Annotated in this window: 7 protein-coding genes; all 7 read right to left on the bottom strand. The window is 60.9% G+C overall.

Annotated features, from left to right (window positions below; genetic code table 11):
* Positions 1 to 73: 73 nt before the first annotated feature.
* Positions 74 to 520, bottom strand: a complete 447-nt coding sequence (locus tag KHP07_RS25820) for a hypothetical protein (RefSeq protein WP_078046307.1) — start codon at positions 518 to 520, stop codon at positions 74 to 76.
* The gene (locus KHP07_RS25815; protein WP_100491780.1) at positions 517 to 8,424 is read right to left on the bottom strand and encodes a two-partner secretion domain-containing protein; all 7,908 of its coding nucleotides are present in this window, start codon (positions 8,422 to 8,424) and stop codon (positions 517 to 519) included. Before KHP07_RS25815 ends, KHP07_RS25820 begins: the two co-directional genes overlap by 4 nt.
* Before the next feature lie 31 nt (positions 8,425 to 8,455).
* Positions 8,456 to 10,177 (bottom strand): ShlB/FhaC/HecB family hemolysin secretion/activation protein, encoded by a 1,722-nt coding sequence (locus tag KHP07_RS25810; RefSeq protein WP_078046305.1) that lies wholly within the window; start codon positions 10,175 to 10,177, stop codon positions 8,456 to 8,458.
* A gap of 366 nt (positions 10,178 to 10,543) precedes the next feature.
* Complete coding sequence (pgaD, locus tag KHP07_RS25805; RefSeq protein ID WP_078046304.1) at positions 10,544 to 11,026, bottom strand: poly-beta-1,6-N-acetyl-D-glucosamine biosynthesis protein PgaD; 483 nt, start codon at positions 11,024 to 11,026, stop codon at positions 10,544 to 10,546.
* Between the two features lie 2 nt (positions 11,027 to 11,028).
* Complete coding sequence (gene pgaC, locus KHP07_RS25800) at positions 11,029 to 12,369, bottom strand: poly-beta-1,6-N-acetyl-D-glucosamine synthase (protein WP_099491524.1); 1,341 nt, start codon at positions 12,367 to 12,369, stop codon at positions 11,029 to 11,031.
* 2 nt (positions 12,370 to 12,371) lie between these two features.
* Positions 12,372 to 14,369 carry a poly-beta-1,6-N-acetyl-D-glucosamine N-deacetylase PgaB gene (pgaB, locus tag KHP07_RS25795; RefSeq protein WP_214498277.1) on the bottom strand — a complete coding sequence of 666 codons (1,998 nt, stop codon included), beginning with the start codon at positions 14,367 to 14,369 and terminating at the stop codon, positions 12,372 to 12,374.
* A 12-nt stretch (positions 14,370 to 14,381) separates the two neighbouring features.
* On the bottom strand, positions 14,382 to 16,862 hold the full coding sequence (gene pgaA / locus KHP07_RS25790) for a poly-beta-1,6 N-acetyl-D-glucosamine export porin PgaA (RefSeq protein WP_100491783.1): 2,481 nt from the start codon (positions 16,860 to 16,862) through the stop codon (positions 14,382 to 14,384).
* Between the last annotated feature and the right edge of the window lie 115 nt (positions 16,863 to 16,977).

Below are 16,977 nucleotides of genomic sequence, written 5' to 3'. Positions count from 1 at the left end.
TGCACTAATCGTGGTCTGACCCCTATTTTTCCAAGAATGCGCCGGATATTAGGCAAAGCAAAAGACCTACTGATTAAGACTTTGGCAAACCCGAAAGTACTGCTTTAAAAATTTGAGTTCCATCATCAACGGCTGATGATGCTTCATATATTGCTTCGGCTGCTGCCATAAGCGAGTTCTCTCCACCAGCTAAGGACAGCGCCGATACAGCGCGAGCTTGGCTAAACAGCTGAAGGCCTTCTACATTTAAGTTTTGCCCTTCGTCCAGACTGTCTTGCAAGTCAAAATACTTCTCATCCAACTGTGCAGCTAAAGCATCTAGCTCAGAAATCTGATCAGTCGTAAGTTTATTACCAGATCTTAGTTGCCTAAGAGACTCGACAACAATAGGCACTTCCACTGGACAGGCCTGAAAAGCAAGTTCGCAAGCCACTTTTACAGCACTTCTTCGTTGCTCCTCACTGACTAACTTAAGCTTTTCTACAAGGCCTTTCTCAACCGTCTCTAAACGCATAATCATTGTTTAGCCTTTGGCAGTGGTTTTAATGGCGTTGACACATTGGCCCCTGTCGGTTCAATTACGTTCTGACATGATGCACAGACAGGGCGTGTGGCACCGATATCAACAACTTTCAATCCGTTGGCATTGGCATAGCTGACAATATCCGCTTCTGCGTGGCCTGTACCAACAACTACTTTCTCACCTTCTTGCAAACTCACTCCAGGACGAAGATAGCCACGAGGTTCACTTGTACTGACTAGAACAGAGCGAACACCATTCGTATCCTCTACTACCGCAACCCCCATAGTTATTCGGCCTTGAGAATTCGCAGGTATTTGTGACTGAATTTCACTTACACGATTTTGGACAAGGTTCGATGGGTTTTCGTAGGCAAGATCTCGCTCTAGAGATGTACCTGCACCTTTTGCATCAAGAGCGCTACCTTTTGCAGTCTCGACATTCCGCGCTGCTGCCGCAGCATCTGCAGTAGCAGCTACCTCCTTCGCTGCAAGCCTGCCAAATCCTCCCACACCTAACGCCGTACCGCCAGCCGTCGCGGCACCAAAGGGCAACTCAACTGCTGTTAATGTCAGTTCGGTACAAACTACTGGGTTCATCCCACAGGCATTTAACAGTGCTGGACCAAGCAGCATGGCTCCTGCCACCGTTCCGGCTACAACTGCACCACCCGCCACCGTATAAGCAAGGTTTTCACGACGCTCATCATACATTTGCACCGAGCACGCTTGCGCGCTCAGTCCTGCACAGTTTCGCTCCTTGTAGCGCTCATTTTCAGCCTTGATGCGCTCTTCAGCCTTTTGTTCAAGTGTCTTACCCTCAGCTAACGCACTTGCAATATCACCCAGCGAGTTGTTCTCAACCGCATTGTTGCCAGCCTTTGCACCGGCAATTGCACCGCTCAGGTCACCTCCTGCAAGCCCGCCTGCCAACCCCGACGCCAATGTCGAAAGCGCCGATACGGTCTGTCTCTGCTCCTCGCTCAAATTCTCAGTTTTAATATCCGGATACAACCGCGCCGCAATTAACTCCCCCGTACCAGCTCCCGCGGCACCGGCACCCGCCGAGTTCCCTTGGGCCTGTGCAACCACAGCACCCAATACCACGTGGGCCATGATTCGGGCGGTATCGTTGCCCTGCGTTGATTGCTTGATGAGGTTTGCCAGATAGGGTGCCGACGCACCCGCAAGGGCAGAGCCGATGTCACCCCCTGCCAGTCCTTGCAAAGCTGCCGTCACCGCTTGAGCGGCACGTTGATAATCGCCCCCCGTTCCGTACGGCTGCATCACCGTACGGGTCACCTGTGCGGCGATCTGTTCATCCGTTGGCCGGGTATTGCCCTCCCTGATCAGCTTGTCTCGCGCAGCTGCTATCGCTTCCGGATCTTTTTGAGCGTTGGCCGCGTTGATGGCGCCTTGAGTGCGAACGATGTCCGACGCCTGAGTGCCAATATCAGCAATCAACTGCACTTGCCGCAGGCGCTTCTGCTCTTTCTCCTTATCGAAGATAGGGCTGATGCTGCCGTTGGCGTGTTCGACATCGTGGCTCAGCGTTGCAACGTCCTGCTGCTGTTTGGCAGGGTCGCGGATGTCGAGGGTGCCGTTGGAAATGGCCGATGACGTGGTACCGCTGTCGCTGTCGCCATGGTTGAATGCGACCAGCGTGCCACTCGGCATATTGCTGATGAAACCTTCAACGCCATTGTTGCCACTGCTGACGCTGGCGCTCTGCAACTGGCTTGTATAGTCGGCTTTGTTCTTCAAAACGCTCCAGCCAAGGGTGCCGGTGCTCAGGCGGTTTTTGTCCGGAGTTGCAGTGCTGGCGATCACGCTGCCATCGAGTTGCGTGTGGTTGCCCACATCAATCTGGTAGCCGCCCTTACCGCCGAACAGGCCAGTTTGCTCCTGCACACTTTTATAGTTGGAGTCGATCTTGCTTTTGCTGACGCTGAGCGAGCCGCTACCCGTCATGGTGCCAATCGTGAAACTCGCGCCGCCGCTGACATCTGTTTGCTTGGACTTGTAGTCGTCGGTGTCTTGCAGACTTTGCAGCGTCAGGTCGCGACCGACTGTGGCTTTAATCTGATCTGCACTGACCTGTGCGCCTTTAAGGACGGTGTCGCGCCCACTGATCAGGCTGACTTGCTTGCCAGCATCCAATGTCGTTTCTGTCCAAGTTGTACCGGTGCCTTTCTCGTTGCCGCTGCCCTTATTCGCATTGGCGAAGATGCTCAGGCCAGCACCACTGGAACCGAACCCAAGGCTGACGCCTATGGCACCACCGCCACTGCTGTTCTTGCCATCAAGCTTTTGTGTGTTGGCGGCTGCTTCCAGGCGGATATCACGCTCTGCTGCCAACAGCATTTCATTACCGGCCTGGAGCTTGCTGCCCTGGACACGGATGTCCCCGTCTGCGCCAGGCGTGCCGTTACCGGCGGCTACAATGCTGAGGTTATTGCCGCTGGTGAGGCTGCTGCCTTGGTTTGCTGTCTGCTCCTGGGTCTGTTTGGAGCTGGATTTTTGCGAGCCGAGCGAGATGGCGATGCCTACAAACTGCCCAGCGTTAGCGCTGGTCATGCCGCCATTCTGCTGTGCCGCCTGCCACGCCTGCACACCCGTCAAACCCGCCTTCACACCTTGCAGCGCCGAGAGGCGGCCGTCGTCCTCATTCTTGGCTTGTTTGGCGGTCTTGTAAGCGGAGTCCACCGCGCTACCCACAGTGCCGGATAACGCCAGGGTCAAACCACTGGTTTTGCTTTTGGCCGTCTGTTCGCTGCGATTGTTATTTTCGGACGCCAGGATGCTGACATTTTGCCCAATAAGGCTGATGTCCTTACCGGCAACCACGTCAGAGCCGCGAATGGTCAGGTCTTTACTAGCCTGGACGTCCACACTGCCCAGCACACTCCCGATGTTGCTGGCCCGGGTGGTCTCGGTGCTGCTGGTGAAGGTGTTTTGGTTGCTGCTTGAGCCCAAGGTAACGCCGATCCCACCAGAGCTCATCAAACCCGATTTTTTAGTCGAGGAGGAATGGCTTTGTCCGAAGGTTTCCGTCGCCCCGTCAATCACCACATTGCGCCCGGCAATCAGGCTGGTGGCATTGGTGGAAACCACGTCACTGGCGGTTGTGCCGATGTCCCGCCCGGCGCGCGCAACGACGGTGTCAGCACTGATGGAAGAACCCTGCTGGCTGATCTGGTTACTACTATCGATGCGCGTCTTCTGGCTGCTGGACAGCAACCCGCTGCTGGTTTTGGTTTTGCGGTAATAGCTGTAGTCGCTGTCTTGCACGGCGTTCAGCGCAAGGTCGTTGCCAGCGTACAGGTAAGCTTCCTTACCGGCGCTCGCGCGGCTGGCGCTGACGAGGAGGTCGTTGCCTGCACTCAAGGAAAGGTTGTCACCGGCCACCAACGATGTGCCCACTTGTTGGACATGATCTTCCCGGCTCGTAACCTTCTTCGAATTAGATGCCGAGTGTTGCTCGTTCGCGACCGAACCGAGACTCAAATTACCCGTAGCCGCCATCGCTAAATTGCGTTTGGCATTAACCTGGCTGGCCACGGCGCTGATGTCGCGCCCGCCAATCACATGCAGGTCGCGGCCTGCCTCGACCACCGAGCCTTGCTGGGCGATGGTGGTGAAGCTGGAACGATTGCCGATGGCGCCGCTGTCGAGGCTTTTTGAAGCGGTGATGTTGACGTCGCCCGCCGTCTTGACTGTGGTGTCGGCACCGCTCTTGAGCACGCCGCCGACGTTGTTGACGTTGCCACCGGCTTGCATGGCCAGATCGTTGGCCGATTCGATGCGCGCGGCGCTGTTGACGAAGTCGCTGCGTTCGGTACGGTAGCTACTGGCGCTTTCGTGGGTGGTGACGCTGCGTTCGTTGAGCAGGTCGGCGCCGGCGGCGAGGTTGACGTTGCCCGCGCTGATCACACCGCCTGCGCGGTTGCTCAGGTTGTTGCCGGCCAGCAGGTCGAGACGGCCAGCGGCCTCCATCAAGCCGCTGTTGGTGAGGTTGCCGCCGACGTTCGCCAGCAGGTTGCCGGTGGCACGCAAGGTGCCGGCGTTGTTGAGGTTGCTGCCGGTGATCAGGTTGACGTCCGTGCCGGAAATCAACGCGCCGTTGGGTGCCAGGCGGTTGTTCGCCTGGGCCAGGTACAACACCGGCACCAGCACTTGTTGCCCGGCGACGGTGGCGTTTTCCAGCCAGACGATGTCGTGGGTCAGGGCCGCGACCTGTTCGGCGGTGAGGCTTACGCCCACCGACAGGTTAAGCGCGGTTTTGCTGCCGATGGCGTTGTCCATCAGGTGCTTGAACAGGTCGGCGTCGCTGGTCTGGCCGTCGATGAAACGCTGGCCGGTACGGGCGAGTACGGCTTGCTGGATCAGGCGCTGTTCGTAGAAACCATCGCCCAGGCGCTTTTGCGCGGTGTCGGGGTCATAGCCGAGCTTGGTCAGCATGTAGTCCGAGCCCAGGAACTTGCGCATAGCCGTGAACAGCGGGTTGGTTTCGATCAGGTATTTATGCGGGCTGGCCGCGAACTGGCTGGTGGGCAGGCCTTTGGCGCCATCGCTGTCGTTGAGGTGGAACAGGCCGTTCTGGCCGGTGGGCAGGTCGAAGCCGGGCAGGCGCAGTGGGTTGACCTGTTGCTGGGCCACGTCCGGTGGCAGTTGCGCGTTGAGGCTGACCAGGGTCGAGTAGCCTGGCGCATTGGTGTTGGCGCCGCTGCCGACGTAGGTGTAGCCACCTCGCACGACACTGTTGTCGATGCCGGCCTGGGCCTTCACGTCTACGCTGCCGCCGGCCTGGATGACGGCGGCGTAGCTCTGGTCGGGCGCCATCAACTGGGTGGTCTTGCGCAGCTTGTCCTTCTCGCCCTCCATCTTGCCAATGAACGACGCCAGGCCGGCTTCGACGCCGGTCATGTCCTGGCCCGCCGAATAGCGCTGGGTGAACGCAGCGGCTTCACGGTACCAGCCTCCAGGCTTGCGCTCGCGGGCGGAGGTAAAGACGCGGTCATACTGGGTATCGTGGGTCACGACGCCGACGTTGGTGAGTTGGTTGACGATGGCCGTGAGGTTGCCACCGGCGGCGATGCTACTGCTGCTGTTGAGCAGCTCGCCGCCAGTGAGCAGCATGTTGCCGCCCGAGGTGATGCTGGACGCTGCCGTGGCATCACTGACGATGAAGTGATCACGCTGGGTGATCTGGAACGGCCGGTTCTGCTTGCCGCCTTCGCAGTCGCCACCGGTCACCCCGTCGATACAGGCGATGGGCGTGATGGAGGCACTGTAGATGCCGGACTCGGTGGTGAGCACAGTACGGATGTTCTGGATCGTGCTGGCGGCCAGGACCAGGTTGCGCTCGCTCTCGATGGTGCCCGAGCTGTTGATGATGCTGGTGGCCAAGCCGCCCTGGCCGTCGCGGTCGACGCGCAGGTTACCCATGGCGTAGATCGTGGCGCCGAGGTTTTTCAGGCGCTCGACCTTGAGGTTCAGGTCGCCGCCACTGAAGATCAGGCCGTGGTCGTTGAGCAGGTTGCCCACCGAAAGATCCAGGCTGCCCTGGCTGGCGACGCTGCCGCCCACGATCCAGTCCTTGCCGCTGCCGACCAGGGCGCGGGTGCCGAGCAGTTTGCCGGTGGCGGTCTGTTGCAGGTTATCCACGTTGACGGTCAGGCGCCCGGCCTGGATCGCGGTGCTGTTGGTCCAATTGACTTTGTCGAAGGTCAGGTCGCCGTTGGTGACCAGGCTGCCACCCACGTCATCGAGGCTGATGCCACTGAGGTCGAGCACCCCGGTGCCCACATGCAACACCTTGCCACCGGTGTTCTGGAAGCGATTGGCGGCGAGGCTCAATTGGTCGTTGGCGGTCTCCAGGCTGCCGCTGTTGTTGAGCAGGCCACCGATGGCGTAGCGGGTCTTGCCGCTGGCGCCCAAGGCACGCATTTGCCCGCTGTTGTTCAGGCTGGCGGTCTCGACATCAAGGGCCGTGGCGCTTTCGATCAGGCCTCGGTTATTCAATGCGCCTTCCAGGCTGATGTCGATCCGGTTGCCGGCGATCTCGCCGCCGTTATCCACATTCATACCGGTCAGGTGCACGCGATCGCGAGCAAACAACGCGCCGCTGCCGTTGTTGAAGTCAGTGGCGTCGATCTGCGCATCACCGCCCTTGGCGGCGATGCGGCCACCGTTGTTGTCGAGGGTGCCGGCGGTGATGGTCACGCCAGCGTTTTCACTGTGGATCAGGCCGTTGCCGCTGTTTTGCAACAGGCCGCTGGTGGTCAGGGTCAGGCCAGCGTTGGCGGCCAGGGTGCCGGTGTTACGGTTGTCGATGCTGTTGGCAAATACCGTCAGCAAGCCCTGGCTGGCGAGCTTGCCGCCCTGGTTGTCAACGTGAGCGGCGCGCTGGATCAGCAGCGGCCCGGCGCTGGCCAGCTTGCCGTTGCGGTTGATCAGGTCGCCGATCAAATCCAGGGTGATCGCCCCGCCGGCGGTCAGGCTACCGGTGCTGTTATCCAGGGTATTGCCGTTGAGGGTGAACGCACCGGTGCTGTCGATGATGCCGCCCTGGCTGTTGTCCAGCAGGCCGCTGACGTTGAGGGTTTGTGCACCGTCGCTGAGCAGGCGACCTTTGTTGCGGTTGTCGACGCTGGCGGCGGTGACGTTCAGTGCCTGCTTGGCGCTCAAGGTAGCGCCCTGGTTATCCAGGCTTTGCGCGGTGGCGGTAAGGCTGCGATTGGCGATCACCGTGCCGGTGTTGGTGAGGTGCTGGCTGTCGAGGGTGACGTCGCCACCGGCATTGCGGGTGTTGTCGGCGTTGACCCCGGCTTCGACGATGCCGCTGTTGGTCAACTGGCCATTGCTGGCCAGGGTGATGCTGTCGCGCGCGGCGAGGGTCTTGCTGTTTTTCAGGGTGCCCTTGGTCTGTGCCTTGAGGGTGGTGCCCGCGTACACCGCGCCCTTGGTCTCCAGACTCGCGGCCTTGATGTCCACCGCACCGCTGGCGGCGGCCTGGGCCATGCTCAGGTGGCCGTTGGCGTCGAGCTGAATATCACCACCACTGGCGGCCAGTGTGCCGTCGAGCTTCACCCCCACACCGGCTTCGGTGCCCACCAGTTTGATCGCACCGGCATACATGCCGCCCAGGGCCGACGAGTCGATGGCCAGTTCCGGCTTGGTGCTGCCGTCGTCGGCGCGCGCGGTGGTTTTCAGGCTTTGGGCGTCGACGTCATTGCGCCCGGCGATCACCGTGAGTTGTTTCGCGTTGATCTGCGCATTGATCTTGGCCGAACGCGTGATGATCTCGAAGTGGTCGACGTTGCTCGCGTTCAGGCCTTTGCCATCGATGGTCACGGCGCCGCCGTCGACTTGGTAGCTTTTCAGTTGCCCGGCCTGATCGATCACCGGTTTACCGGTGGTCAGGGTGACGTTGGGGGTGTTGATGAACCCGCAGCCGTTGCAGCTGATGCCGTAGGGGTTGGCGACGATGACCTTGGCCGACTGGCCCGCCACTTCGGTGTAGCCGCGCAATTGGCTGGGGCTACCACCTTTGACTTCGTTGAGGATGACATTCGCCGCGCCGCCCTTGAGGTTCGGGTTGCCGACAATGATCCCGCCCAGTTGCGTGCTTTGCACAATGCTGTTGGCGTTGTTGAGGATCACGCCGTTGGGGCCGACGTTGTAGTCCTTGAACTGGTTATGGGACAGGCCGCTGCCATTGGGCGTGGCGATATTCACCACCGGCACGCCGTTGCCCGCCTGGCCGACCGTGGTGCCCGGGCCACTGACCACGATACCGTCGGCCTGGGCCAGCAGTGGCTGCCAGAACAGCGCGTTGGCCAGGATCAAGGCCAGGCCGCGTTGGCTCAGGGTTTTCAGGGCAGTAACGGGGCGAACGTCCATATTCAAAATCTCAAAGGCTGCGGGCGTTGAATTACAGGTAGAAATCCAGGCGGAAATAGATCGGCGCTTCGCGCTCGGTCATCACGCCAGGTCGCTCCAGGGAGTGGGCAAAGGTCACGCTGGTGCTGACGTTTTTGCCGCGAGCGAACAGCTCCAGGGAGTTACTCGACACCCTGCCGTGCTGGTCATCGTTGTAGCGATCGTTGCGAATCACGCCCTGGTCATAGCCGACGCTGGCGCCGTATTCGGCAAAGGCGGGGCGCATCCAGTCGAGGGTCACCGGGCGTGCCCAGCGCACTTCGTTGCGCCAGTAGCCGCCGCTGTCGCCGGTCAGTTGCTGGTCCTTGAACCCGCGCACCGAGTACGAGCCGCCGAGACTCATGCGTTGCGCCGGATACAGCACGTCCTCACTGCGCTGTCCGGTGGCCAGGCTGGAAAAACTCAACGATTCGCCCCACAGCGTGAAGGGTTGCAGGTAGCTCACGGTGGCGGTGTATTTGCGGTAGCGCGGGGTTGGGGTGAGGTTGCCGCGGATGCGTTCCTGGTCGTCCTTTTGGGCGTCAAAGGCACCGGTGCCGTTCTGCATGCCGACATCCAGGTTGACGAAGGCGCTACCGATGCGGCGCCCGTGGTTGATGCCCACCTGGAACTCGCTGAGGCGGTTGCTGCTGACGTCCAGGCGCTCGTCGTTGAAGTAGTTGTTGGTGCGCAGATGGGTCAGGCCGACGTTGACCGAGGTCTTGCTCACGTCATCGCGATGCACCACGCGCTCGGCACGCACCTGGTGGTTCTGGCTGTCGCCCGTTTGCTTGTACTTGTAGCCGTCAAGGTCGCCCGGCGCGCGGTACTCGCTCTCGCTGTAGGTGTAACTGAAGTTCCACCAGCCCCACGGCACGTTGTAATACAGCATGCTGTTTTTCGAGGTTTTCTGATGGTCGCTGATGGCGTCGTGGCCGCCGCGCAGGATCAGTTGATCGGCCAGGCCCAGCGGGCTGTCCCACTCAAGGCCGGCGCCCCACTGCTGTTCGCCGGTGCTTTTCTGGCCGTCGTTATTGCGCGACAGGCTGGCGCGCCAGGGTTTTTGCGGCTGGTTTTTGACCAGCACTTCGCTGCCGCCGATCTGGGTGCCGGGGGTCAGTTCCATTTGCGCCTGTTTGGACGGCAGGCGGCTCAGTTGATCCACCAATTGTTCGACTTCGCGCAGGTTGAGCGCTTCACCGACCTTGCCGGGAAACGCCATGGCCAGTTCGCGGTCGGTGACCGTGCTGCCCTGGGCGCCCTTGATGCCTTCGAGTTTGCCTTCGACCACCAGCACTTGCAGATGGCCGCTGGAAAGGTCCTGTTGTGGCAAGTAGGCGCGGCTGGTGACGCGGCCCTTGGCGATGTAGTCGTCGGTGATGACCTTGAGCAGTTCATTGAGCTGCGTAACGCCCAGGCATTGGCCGATATAGGGTTTGAGCAAGCGCGTGCGGTCGGCGGCGGACAGGCTGTCGGCGCCCTTGAGTTCGATGTCCTGGATGGGAAAGCAACGCGTATCCGCCGGCAGCGCCGGGGCCTGGGGCTTGGTGTCTTTGCCGGGCAGGTCCTGAAGCTCTTCCAGGCGCCGGCGCTGCTCTTCAAGGAGCCGGTTCTGCCGGTCGCGGATCAGGTCTTGATCCCCAGGCGTAGGGGCGGCCATGGCGCTGTTCAGGCTCAAATAAGCGAGCAGGAAAGTGCACAGCAGGTACCGGGTCCGTGGCAATAACAAAGACATGTTCGATCCATCGAAAATCAACGGCGGGCAAACTAACATCGAACTTGCACCCACTCAAAAAGCCGAGTTAGTTAGACGCTCGTACTAGTTTTCACCACAAGCCATTGATTGATAACGACTTAATATAATCAAAAGGTCATGCAACTTGTAATCGGACTTATTATTCCGACAAGCGGCAGCACTATTGATCGCGATTCGTCGGAGAACTTATAAATTGCCATTAGTTGGCCATCAAGTTCTTGCCGAGATAAGTTAGTACCGGAAAGTGCAGAAAAGTTCGCGGCGGTTTTGTGAGTTGGATCCCATTTGTCGGGATTAAACGAGATCGTTCCCACCTTGCATGGGAACGACCCTTCCAGCCTTTACCTAGCTGGCGTCTTTATTCTGGTCCTTGCCCGGCACCAGGGTCAGCCCAGGCTTCTCCACATCACGGGATACGTGGGATTTCACTTCGGCAACACCGCCGTCCTCGTCGTTATGGATCACCAGCACACCCGGTCGACGCAGCTGCTCCAGGTCGCCTTCGCCCAGGCTGAAACTTTCGTTCAGGTTCTGGTCGGTCAGGGCCTTGGCCTCGGCCCGGCGCTGGGCAAACTTGCGGCCTCGGCGCTGCTGGTAGCGCGCCCAGCTGATCAGGATCACGGCGTTGAACAGGGCGATCCACAGGTAGATCTGCAGGGTGTTGAGGGCGGCAAAAATCGGCGCCTCGATCCGCGGCCCACCGTGGGTTTCCAGCATCGAGCTTATCCCGCGCGCCAGCAGCCAGATCAACCCGGCCCAGGCCATCAGGGTCAACAGCACATCGATAATCCACATCACCGTACGTTGGCGGGTTCTGACCAGTTTCATGATCACGCCTCCTCTTCAGTAGGTTTGATGCCGCGATCAGGGCTGACCCAGCGCGCACGCTTCTGATGCTGGTTGAACAGCACCTTGGGAAAACTGACCAGGGTGGTGAACAGGCTGACCAGCCAGAACACCATCGGGTACCACACGGTCCAGAACAGAGTCTTCCACAGGTCTTTCTCGTAGCGGCGGTCGATGATGATGCTCACCGCAAACTGCAACAGGCACACCATCGCCAGCACCAGGCCGGTAAACGCTGGCGGGACCAGGGAGTCCACCGCGATCGCCGGTGGCAACACCATGAACTTGCCAAGCACGTAGAAGATCACCGACAACAGGAAGGTAAACGCCCAACCGGTGGACAGGCAGTATTCGAACAGCAGCGGCCACAGGTAGCGATGGCGCCATTGCCAGATGCCACGGATATTTTTGAACAGCACTTCAGCACCGCCCTGGGCCCAACGCAGGCGCTGTTTCCACAGGCCGCCGACAGTCTCGGGCATCAGGATCCAGCACAGGGCGCGTGGCTCGTAAAAGATGCTCCAGTGATCGAGCTGCAGCTTCCAACTGACATCGATGTCCTCGGTGATCATGTCGGTGCTCCAGTAGTCGATGCGGTCGAGCGCCTTTTTACGGAACGCTACCACCACACCCGACACCGTGAAGATCCGGCCGAACACCCGCTGCGTGCGCTTGATCAAACCGATGATCGACGAGAACTCACCCACCTGCACGCGGCCGATCAAAGTGGAGCGTGTACGAATGCGCGGGTTGCCGGTCACGGCGCCCAGGCGCGGGTTATCGAGCATCGGCGCGACCATGTAGGCCGCCGCGTTTTTATCCAGCAACGCATCACCGTCGATGCACACCAGGTACTCGCTGCGCGCGGCAACTGCGCCCATGCGCAAGGCCACAGCCTTGCCTTGGTTCTGCGCCAGGTGCAGTACGCGCAGGCGTGGGTGTTCCAGTGCCAACGCATCGAGCACCGCAGCGGTGTTGTCCGTGGAGCCATCGTTTACTGCGATCACTTCAATGTTCGCATACACCTGCCCCAGCGCCGCACGCATGGTATCGGCGGCGTTATCGCCTTCGTTGTAGCAAGGGATGATGATCGAGATCAGCGGGTTGCCGGCCAAGGTGGGCGCCGGTGTGTCCTCTTCCCACGGCCAATGGCGCTCCCAGTGCAGCCAGAAATACAGGCCGCCTGCGATCCACAACGCCGACATGAACAGCGGGTAGAAAAACACGAAGTCCATCAGGAACTGCCCGGTGACCAGGAAGATCAGGCCCAGGGGCACGCCCAATACCAATGCCAGCACGAATAAAGCCAGGATTCTGTCGAACATGGTCAAGGGTTCCATTGGTTGGAAAGGGCCGGACGCACAGTCTTCAGGTCCGGGGAGTTTTCCAGGAAGTTGTCCGGGTAGTAACCAAAACTCGTGACACCCTGGCGCTTGAGCACACCCATCCATTCAGCCATTTGCTTGGCATTGATATCCGGCGCTTCTTTGGTGCGCCAGTCTTTGGCTTGCAGTTCAAATACCGTGCGTTCCAACGCGCCAGGGCGCGATTTCACCGTCGCCACCAGCTTCTCCAGCCAGGCGTTGGAGGTCTTGTACTCCTGGCCTTCCATCAGCGGCATGGCCATGGGCGCGGTCCAGTCATAGGTCTGGAGGAAGTCATCGAGGTTCTGCGCAAACCAGGTTTCGCTGCCCGGATTGAGCATCGGCTCGGCGAAGATATTGCGCGCGGTCTGCACCTGCGGCCCACCGATAGCACGGACCTTGGCGGTCAGCTCATTGGTGAAGTCGATCAAGTAGCGGCTCTTGAAGCGCGTCCAGCGTTGCATCACGGCCGGGTCGGCACGCAGGGCCTCGATGGTGTTTGGCAGACCGTTGGCGGCATACGCCTTGAGCGCGGCCGGGCTGGCATCTTCGAAGTCGTTGAACACGGCGTCGTCGTGGTACAGCACACCGTCGATGGCGTTGTTGCGTGCCAGGTCCTCGTAGATCTCACCGATGATCTTGCGCACCTGCGGGTCAAACGGCGACAGGCGCTTATATTGGTCCGGGTCGAGGCCGACCTTGCCGGTTTCCGGGTCCCAGCGCGTCACGCGTGGCAGCTTGGGATCGAGGGCGAAACTGAGCACCGGCATCCAGGCATACACAGCCGCATGGGCACGGGTGTGCAATTGCCAGGAGACGCGGTTGAACAAGTCGGCACGTACCGGCAAGTGGCGGTTGGGGAAGTACAGCTCATGCACCAGGCCGTCGCCCTTGGGGTCGGCGAAGGCTTGCAGGAACACGGTGCCTGCGCCCATGTCGACCACCCTCTGCACCAGCTGGTCGAGGTTGCGGGCCTGTTGGGCCGGGTCCGGGTCGTAGACGTTATCCAGGTCCACGTGCAACACGCGCAGCGGTGCCTTGGCTTGCGCCGCGACGATGCTGTTGGCGAAGTGCTCGCCGTCCGGGTCGGAGGCCACCAGGAAGCGTGGGCTGTTCATCAAGTCATTCGAGCTGTCGAGGCCATCTTCCAGGGTCAGGGCCATCTGATAGCCCTGCTCGCCGACGATCGCCAGTGAAGTGCCCTTGGCTGCGCCGTACGGCCATACCCACACGCGCGGTTTCTTGCCGGTGACCTTTTGGATTTTGTTGGAGATCGCCATCACATCGGCACGCATCCGTGCATCGAACTGCGCCTGGCTTTCATAGCGCCCCGTAGCCGGGTCAAAGCGCAGCGAGGTCGCCGCCGGTTCCAGGTTGCCTTGGGGGTTGGCGAGGATGCCGGTGTGGCTGGCATCGGTGTGCGCCGCGATTTCCACAAGGCCTGACTGGGACACTTCGCGGATCTGCTGCCAGGTGAGGAATTCGCCACGCGGCCGTGGCTGGCCAGCGAAATCCACCGGCTTGTTCAGTGGCGTATCGATCCAATAGCCCACGGGCGCCAACAACGCAGGCCAGTGATAAGCGCGCAGGATCGGCATCACCCGTGTGTAGAAGCTAGAATAACCATCATCGAAGCTGAGCATGATGGCTTTGGGCGGTAACGCCGGCCCACCGTTGCGGGCCGCCAGGATCTGGTCGACGCTGACCGCCTGGTAGCCGTTCTCGCGCAGCCAGGCCAACTGCTCGATCAGACGTTCGGTGCGCACCGCCACCACCGCCTGATCGGGGTCGCGATCCTCGACGTCGTGGTAGGCAATGCCCAGGAAATGGTTTTTCGGCCACGGCGCTTCGTTGGCCGGTGTCGGCCGCTCGGCGGGTGGAGTGAAAGGCGCGGGTTGCTGGGCACAGGCACTGGCCAGCATTACGCCCAGAATCAACAAGCATCGGCTGAGGACGGTCATGGTCAGGCTCTTCTAGAAACGGTAAGTGAGGTCGACGAGCAGGCGCAGATCGCGTTCGCGATCACCGTCGTAAGGTCGGCTGATCAGGCTCAGGTTGGCGCCGGCGTCCAGGACATCGTTCCAGCGAAAGCGTTGGCCGTAGCCCACCAGACCGATGCCACCGGTGGAATAATCCCGCTGGCTATACGTACCCGCACCGACCTGGAACTGCTGACTCCACTGGGTCTCGTAGCGGTGATAGAGCACATGGTTGATATTGAGGACCGGCAACACGGTGAAGTCCGACTTCGGGTTGAAGTAGACCGTGTCTTCCTTGCTGTTGCGGCTGGCACCCACTTCGAGACCCAGGTCCACTTGCACTTTGGACGAGCTGTAGAGGCCTTCGCGGCCGCTGAGCAAGGCTTCGAAGCGGTCATTGCCATCACTGAAATGGGAGGGGCTGAGGGTCAGCTTCCATTCACGGCTTTCGTTGGCGCGCCAGCGGATAAAACCGCTACCGCCGTTGGCTGTGACGCCGTCATTCAACGCCCGCAGGGGCGTGGTGGACAGGAGGTAGCCCAGGCTGCCGCCGTATTGCCAGTTGTCATTGATGTCGCGGGCAATCGACACGGCGGCGCCTTGTTTGGAGCCGTCGCCGTAGGAGTGGTTGGAGACCTCGGCTTCAATGGTCATGTCGCGGGTACGCCGCTCGACGCCGACAACCTGCCATCGGTGCTGGCCGGTGCCTTCTTCGAAATCGGCGCGGGCATAGCCGGCACCGGCGAACAGGCGCCAGTCTTCGTCGATGGGTGGCGTGTAGAGACGGCTTTCGATGCCCCAGTCACGGTTCCCCGACACCGCCCCCGCATCGCCGTTGTTGCCGCCACCGAAGCTTTTGCCGGTGTAGGCCTCGACCCGCAGCTCGGCCATGTCATGCACATCGCGCAGGCGGCTGAGGCGCTGCACCTGGCGGTTGTCCGGGTTGCGTGCGACCACGTCATCGGTCAGCACGTCGAGCTGGCGCCACTCCTGCAAGTCCATCGCGGTGTAGGCCTGGCTCACTTCCAGGCCAATATCGCGCGGGGCCTGGGCCTCGGTTTCCTTGAGAATGCCTTCGGCGCGCCGTGGCAAGTCGCGGGCGCGGTACATATCGGCCTGGGCCAGGCGCAAGCCGACATTGCCTGGGGCCTTGGCCACCAGCGCTTCCAGGCCGGCCTCGCTGCCTGGCAGGTCGCCGCCAAAGACGCCAGCCTGGGCAGACAGTTGCTGCGCGTCCATCCATGCGTCGCTGGGGTTGCCAACGGGCAAGCCCTTGAGTTCAACCCGTGGGTTTTGGCTTTTGGCCAGGGTGTTGGCGACCTCGCGCGCGTCGTCGGCTTTGTCGCTTTCCTGCAAGGCGTAGAACAGCGCCGTGGTGTCTTCGACCCGATCATCGGGTTCGGCGTCGGGCGCACTCAGCGCCTGGCGGTATAACGGTTCGGCTTTTTCCGGCTGGCGCTGATCGAGGTAGGACGCCGCCACCCAACGCACGGCGTAGGTGGGCAATTGCACACCTTCGGCCTTGAGGGTTTCGTACTCGCGGATCACGTCAGCGGTGCGCGCGCGGGCTTTGAGCGCGCCCAGGCGGTCAATGCGCCAGGTCAGCACGTCGTCATGGGCGGTGGGGTCCGGGGTCCAACGGGCAAGGAGTCGGTCGTAACCCTGCAACGCGCGGTCAGCGATGACATAGCGTTCCTTCTCGGAGCGCGTGGCGAACTCGGCCATGCGCACGCGCTCGGCAGCCAAGTCACCTTCCAGGCGACGTTGGGTCACAGGGTCTACAAGCCCTGGCCGCTGGGCCGACAGGCGCAGCGCAGGCTCAGGCAAACGGGCTTTTTGCAGGGCGACGATGTATTCGCGAGCCACTTCCGGTTTGTCGCCGGCGCGGATAAACGCCTGGTCGAATTCATTCAGCGCGTCGAACTGCAAACCGGCGCGGGTCAGCGCGTAGCCGAGGGCCATGCGCCGGTTGGGGTCATCGGGCTTGGCGGCCACCAGCGCGCGGGCGCGTTGCACCGCTTCGCTGGCTTTACCGCCGTCTGCCTGGGTGAGGGCCAGACCCAGTTGCAGGTCGACATTGTTCGGCTCACGCAGCAGCGCCTTGCGATAGACCGCCTCGGCCTGCGCCCACTGCTTCTGGTTACGATAGGTCTTCGCGACCGTGGCCAGCGCCTGGGCGGTCAGGTTGCGGTTCTGACCCTGGGCCTCGTACACCTTCAGCACTTCGGCATCCTGGCCGGCCCAACCGGCAATCACCAGGTGATCGCTGATCTGGCCTGGCGTCTGGCGCTCGGCAGGCAGCTGACGCAATTGAGTAAGGGCGGGTGTGAAGTTGCCGTTGCGCGCCTGGATGATCAGGGCGTCATAGGCCGGGTCGGCCATGGCAAAGGTGGGCATCAGCAACTGGCTGCACAAGGTTACCCCGATGAGCAGCCGTAACCGGCCTGAGGCACTGAGTGGAATGTTTCGCAGCATATCGTGAGCTTCCTTACACACGGAAAGCTGTAACGATAGGTGGTCCTGAGCGATTTGCGTCAGGGTGTCGGCGTCTCGTGACCCGACCTAGCTTTCCTGTAGGAACTATCCCCGA

Source organism: Pseudomonas sp. VS40 (assembly GCF_018587885.1).
In the GTDB taxonomy this organism is placed as follows: Bacteria; Pseudomonadota; Gammaproteobacteria; order Pseudomonadales; family Pseudomonadaceae; genus Aquipseudomonas; species Aquipseudomonas pergaminensis.
Note: the sequence above shows the minus strand (reverse complement) of the source record. Positions and strands in the feature narration are given on the sequence as shown.

Excerpts from the sequence above, each read along its gene's own strand:
- KHP07_RS25810 (WP_078046305.1), bottom strand. The coding sequence starts at position 10,177 with ATGTCTTTGTTATTGCCACGGACCCGGTACCTGCTGTGCACTTTCCTG.
- pgaB (WP_214498277.1), bottom strand. The coding sequence starts at position 14,369 with ATGACCGTCCTCAGCCGATGCTTGTTGATTCTGGGCGTAATGCTGGCC.
- KHP07_RS25820 (WP_078046307.1), bottom strand. The coding sequence starts at position 520 with ATGATTATGCGTTTAGAGACGGTTGAGAAAGGCCTTGTAGAAAAGCTT.
- pgaA (WP_100491783.1), bottom strand. The coding sequence starts at position 16,862 with ATGCTGCGAAACATTCCACTCAGTGCCTCAGGCCGGTTACGGCTGCTC.
- pgaC (WP_099491524.1), bottom strand. The coding sequence starts at position 12,369 with ATGTTCGACAGAATCCTGGCTTTATTCGTGCTGGCATTGGTATTGGGC.
- pgaD (WP_078046304.1), bottom strand. The coding sequence starts at position 11,026 with ATGAAACTGGTCAGAACCCGCCAACGTACGGTGATGTGGATTATCGAT.
- KHP07_RS25815 (WP_100491780.1), bottom strand. The coding sequence starts at position 8,424 with ATGGACGTTCGCCCCGTTACTGCCCTGAAAACCCTGAGCCAACGCGGC.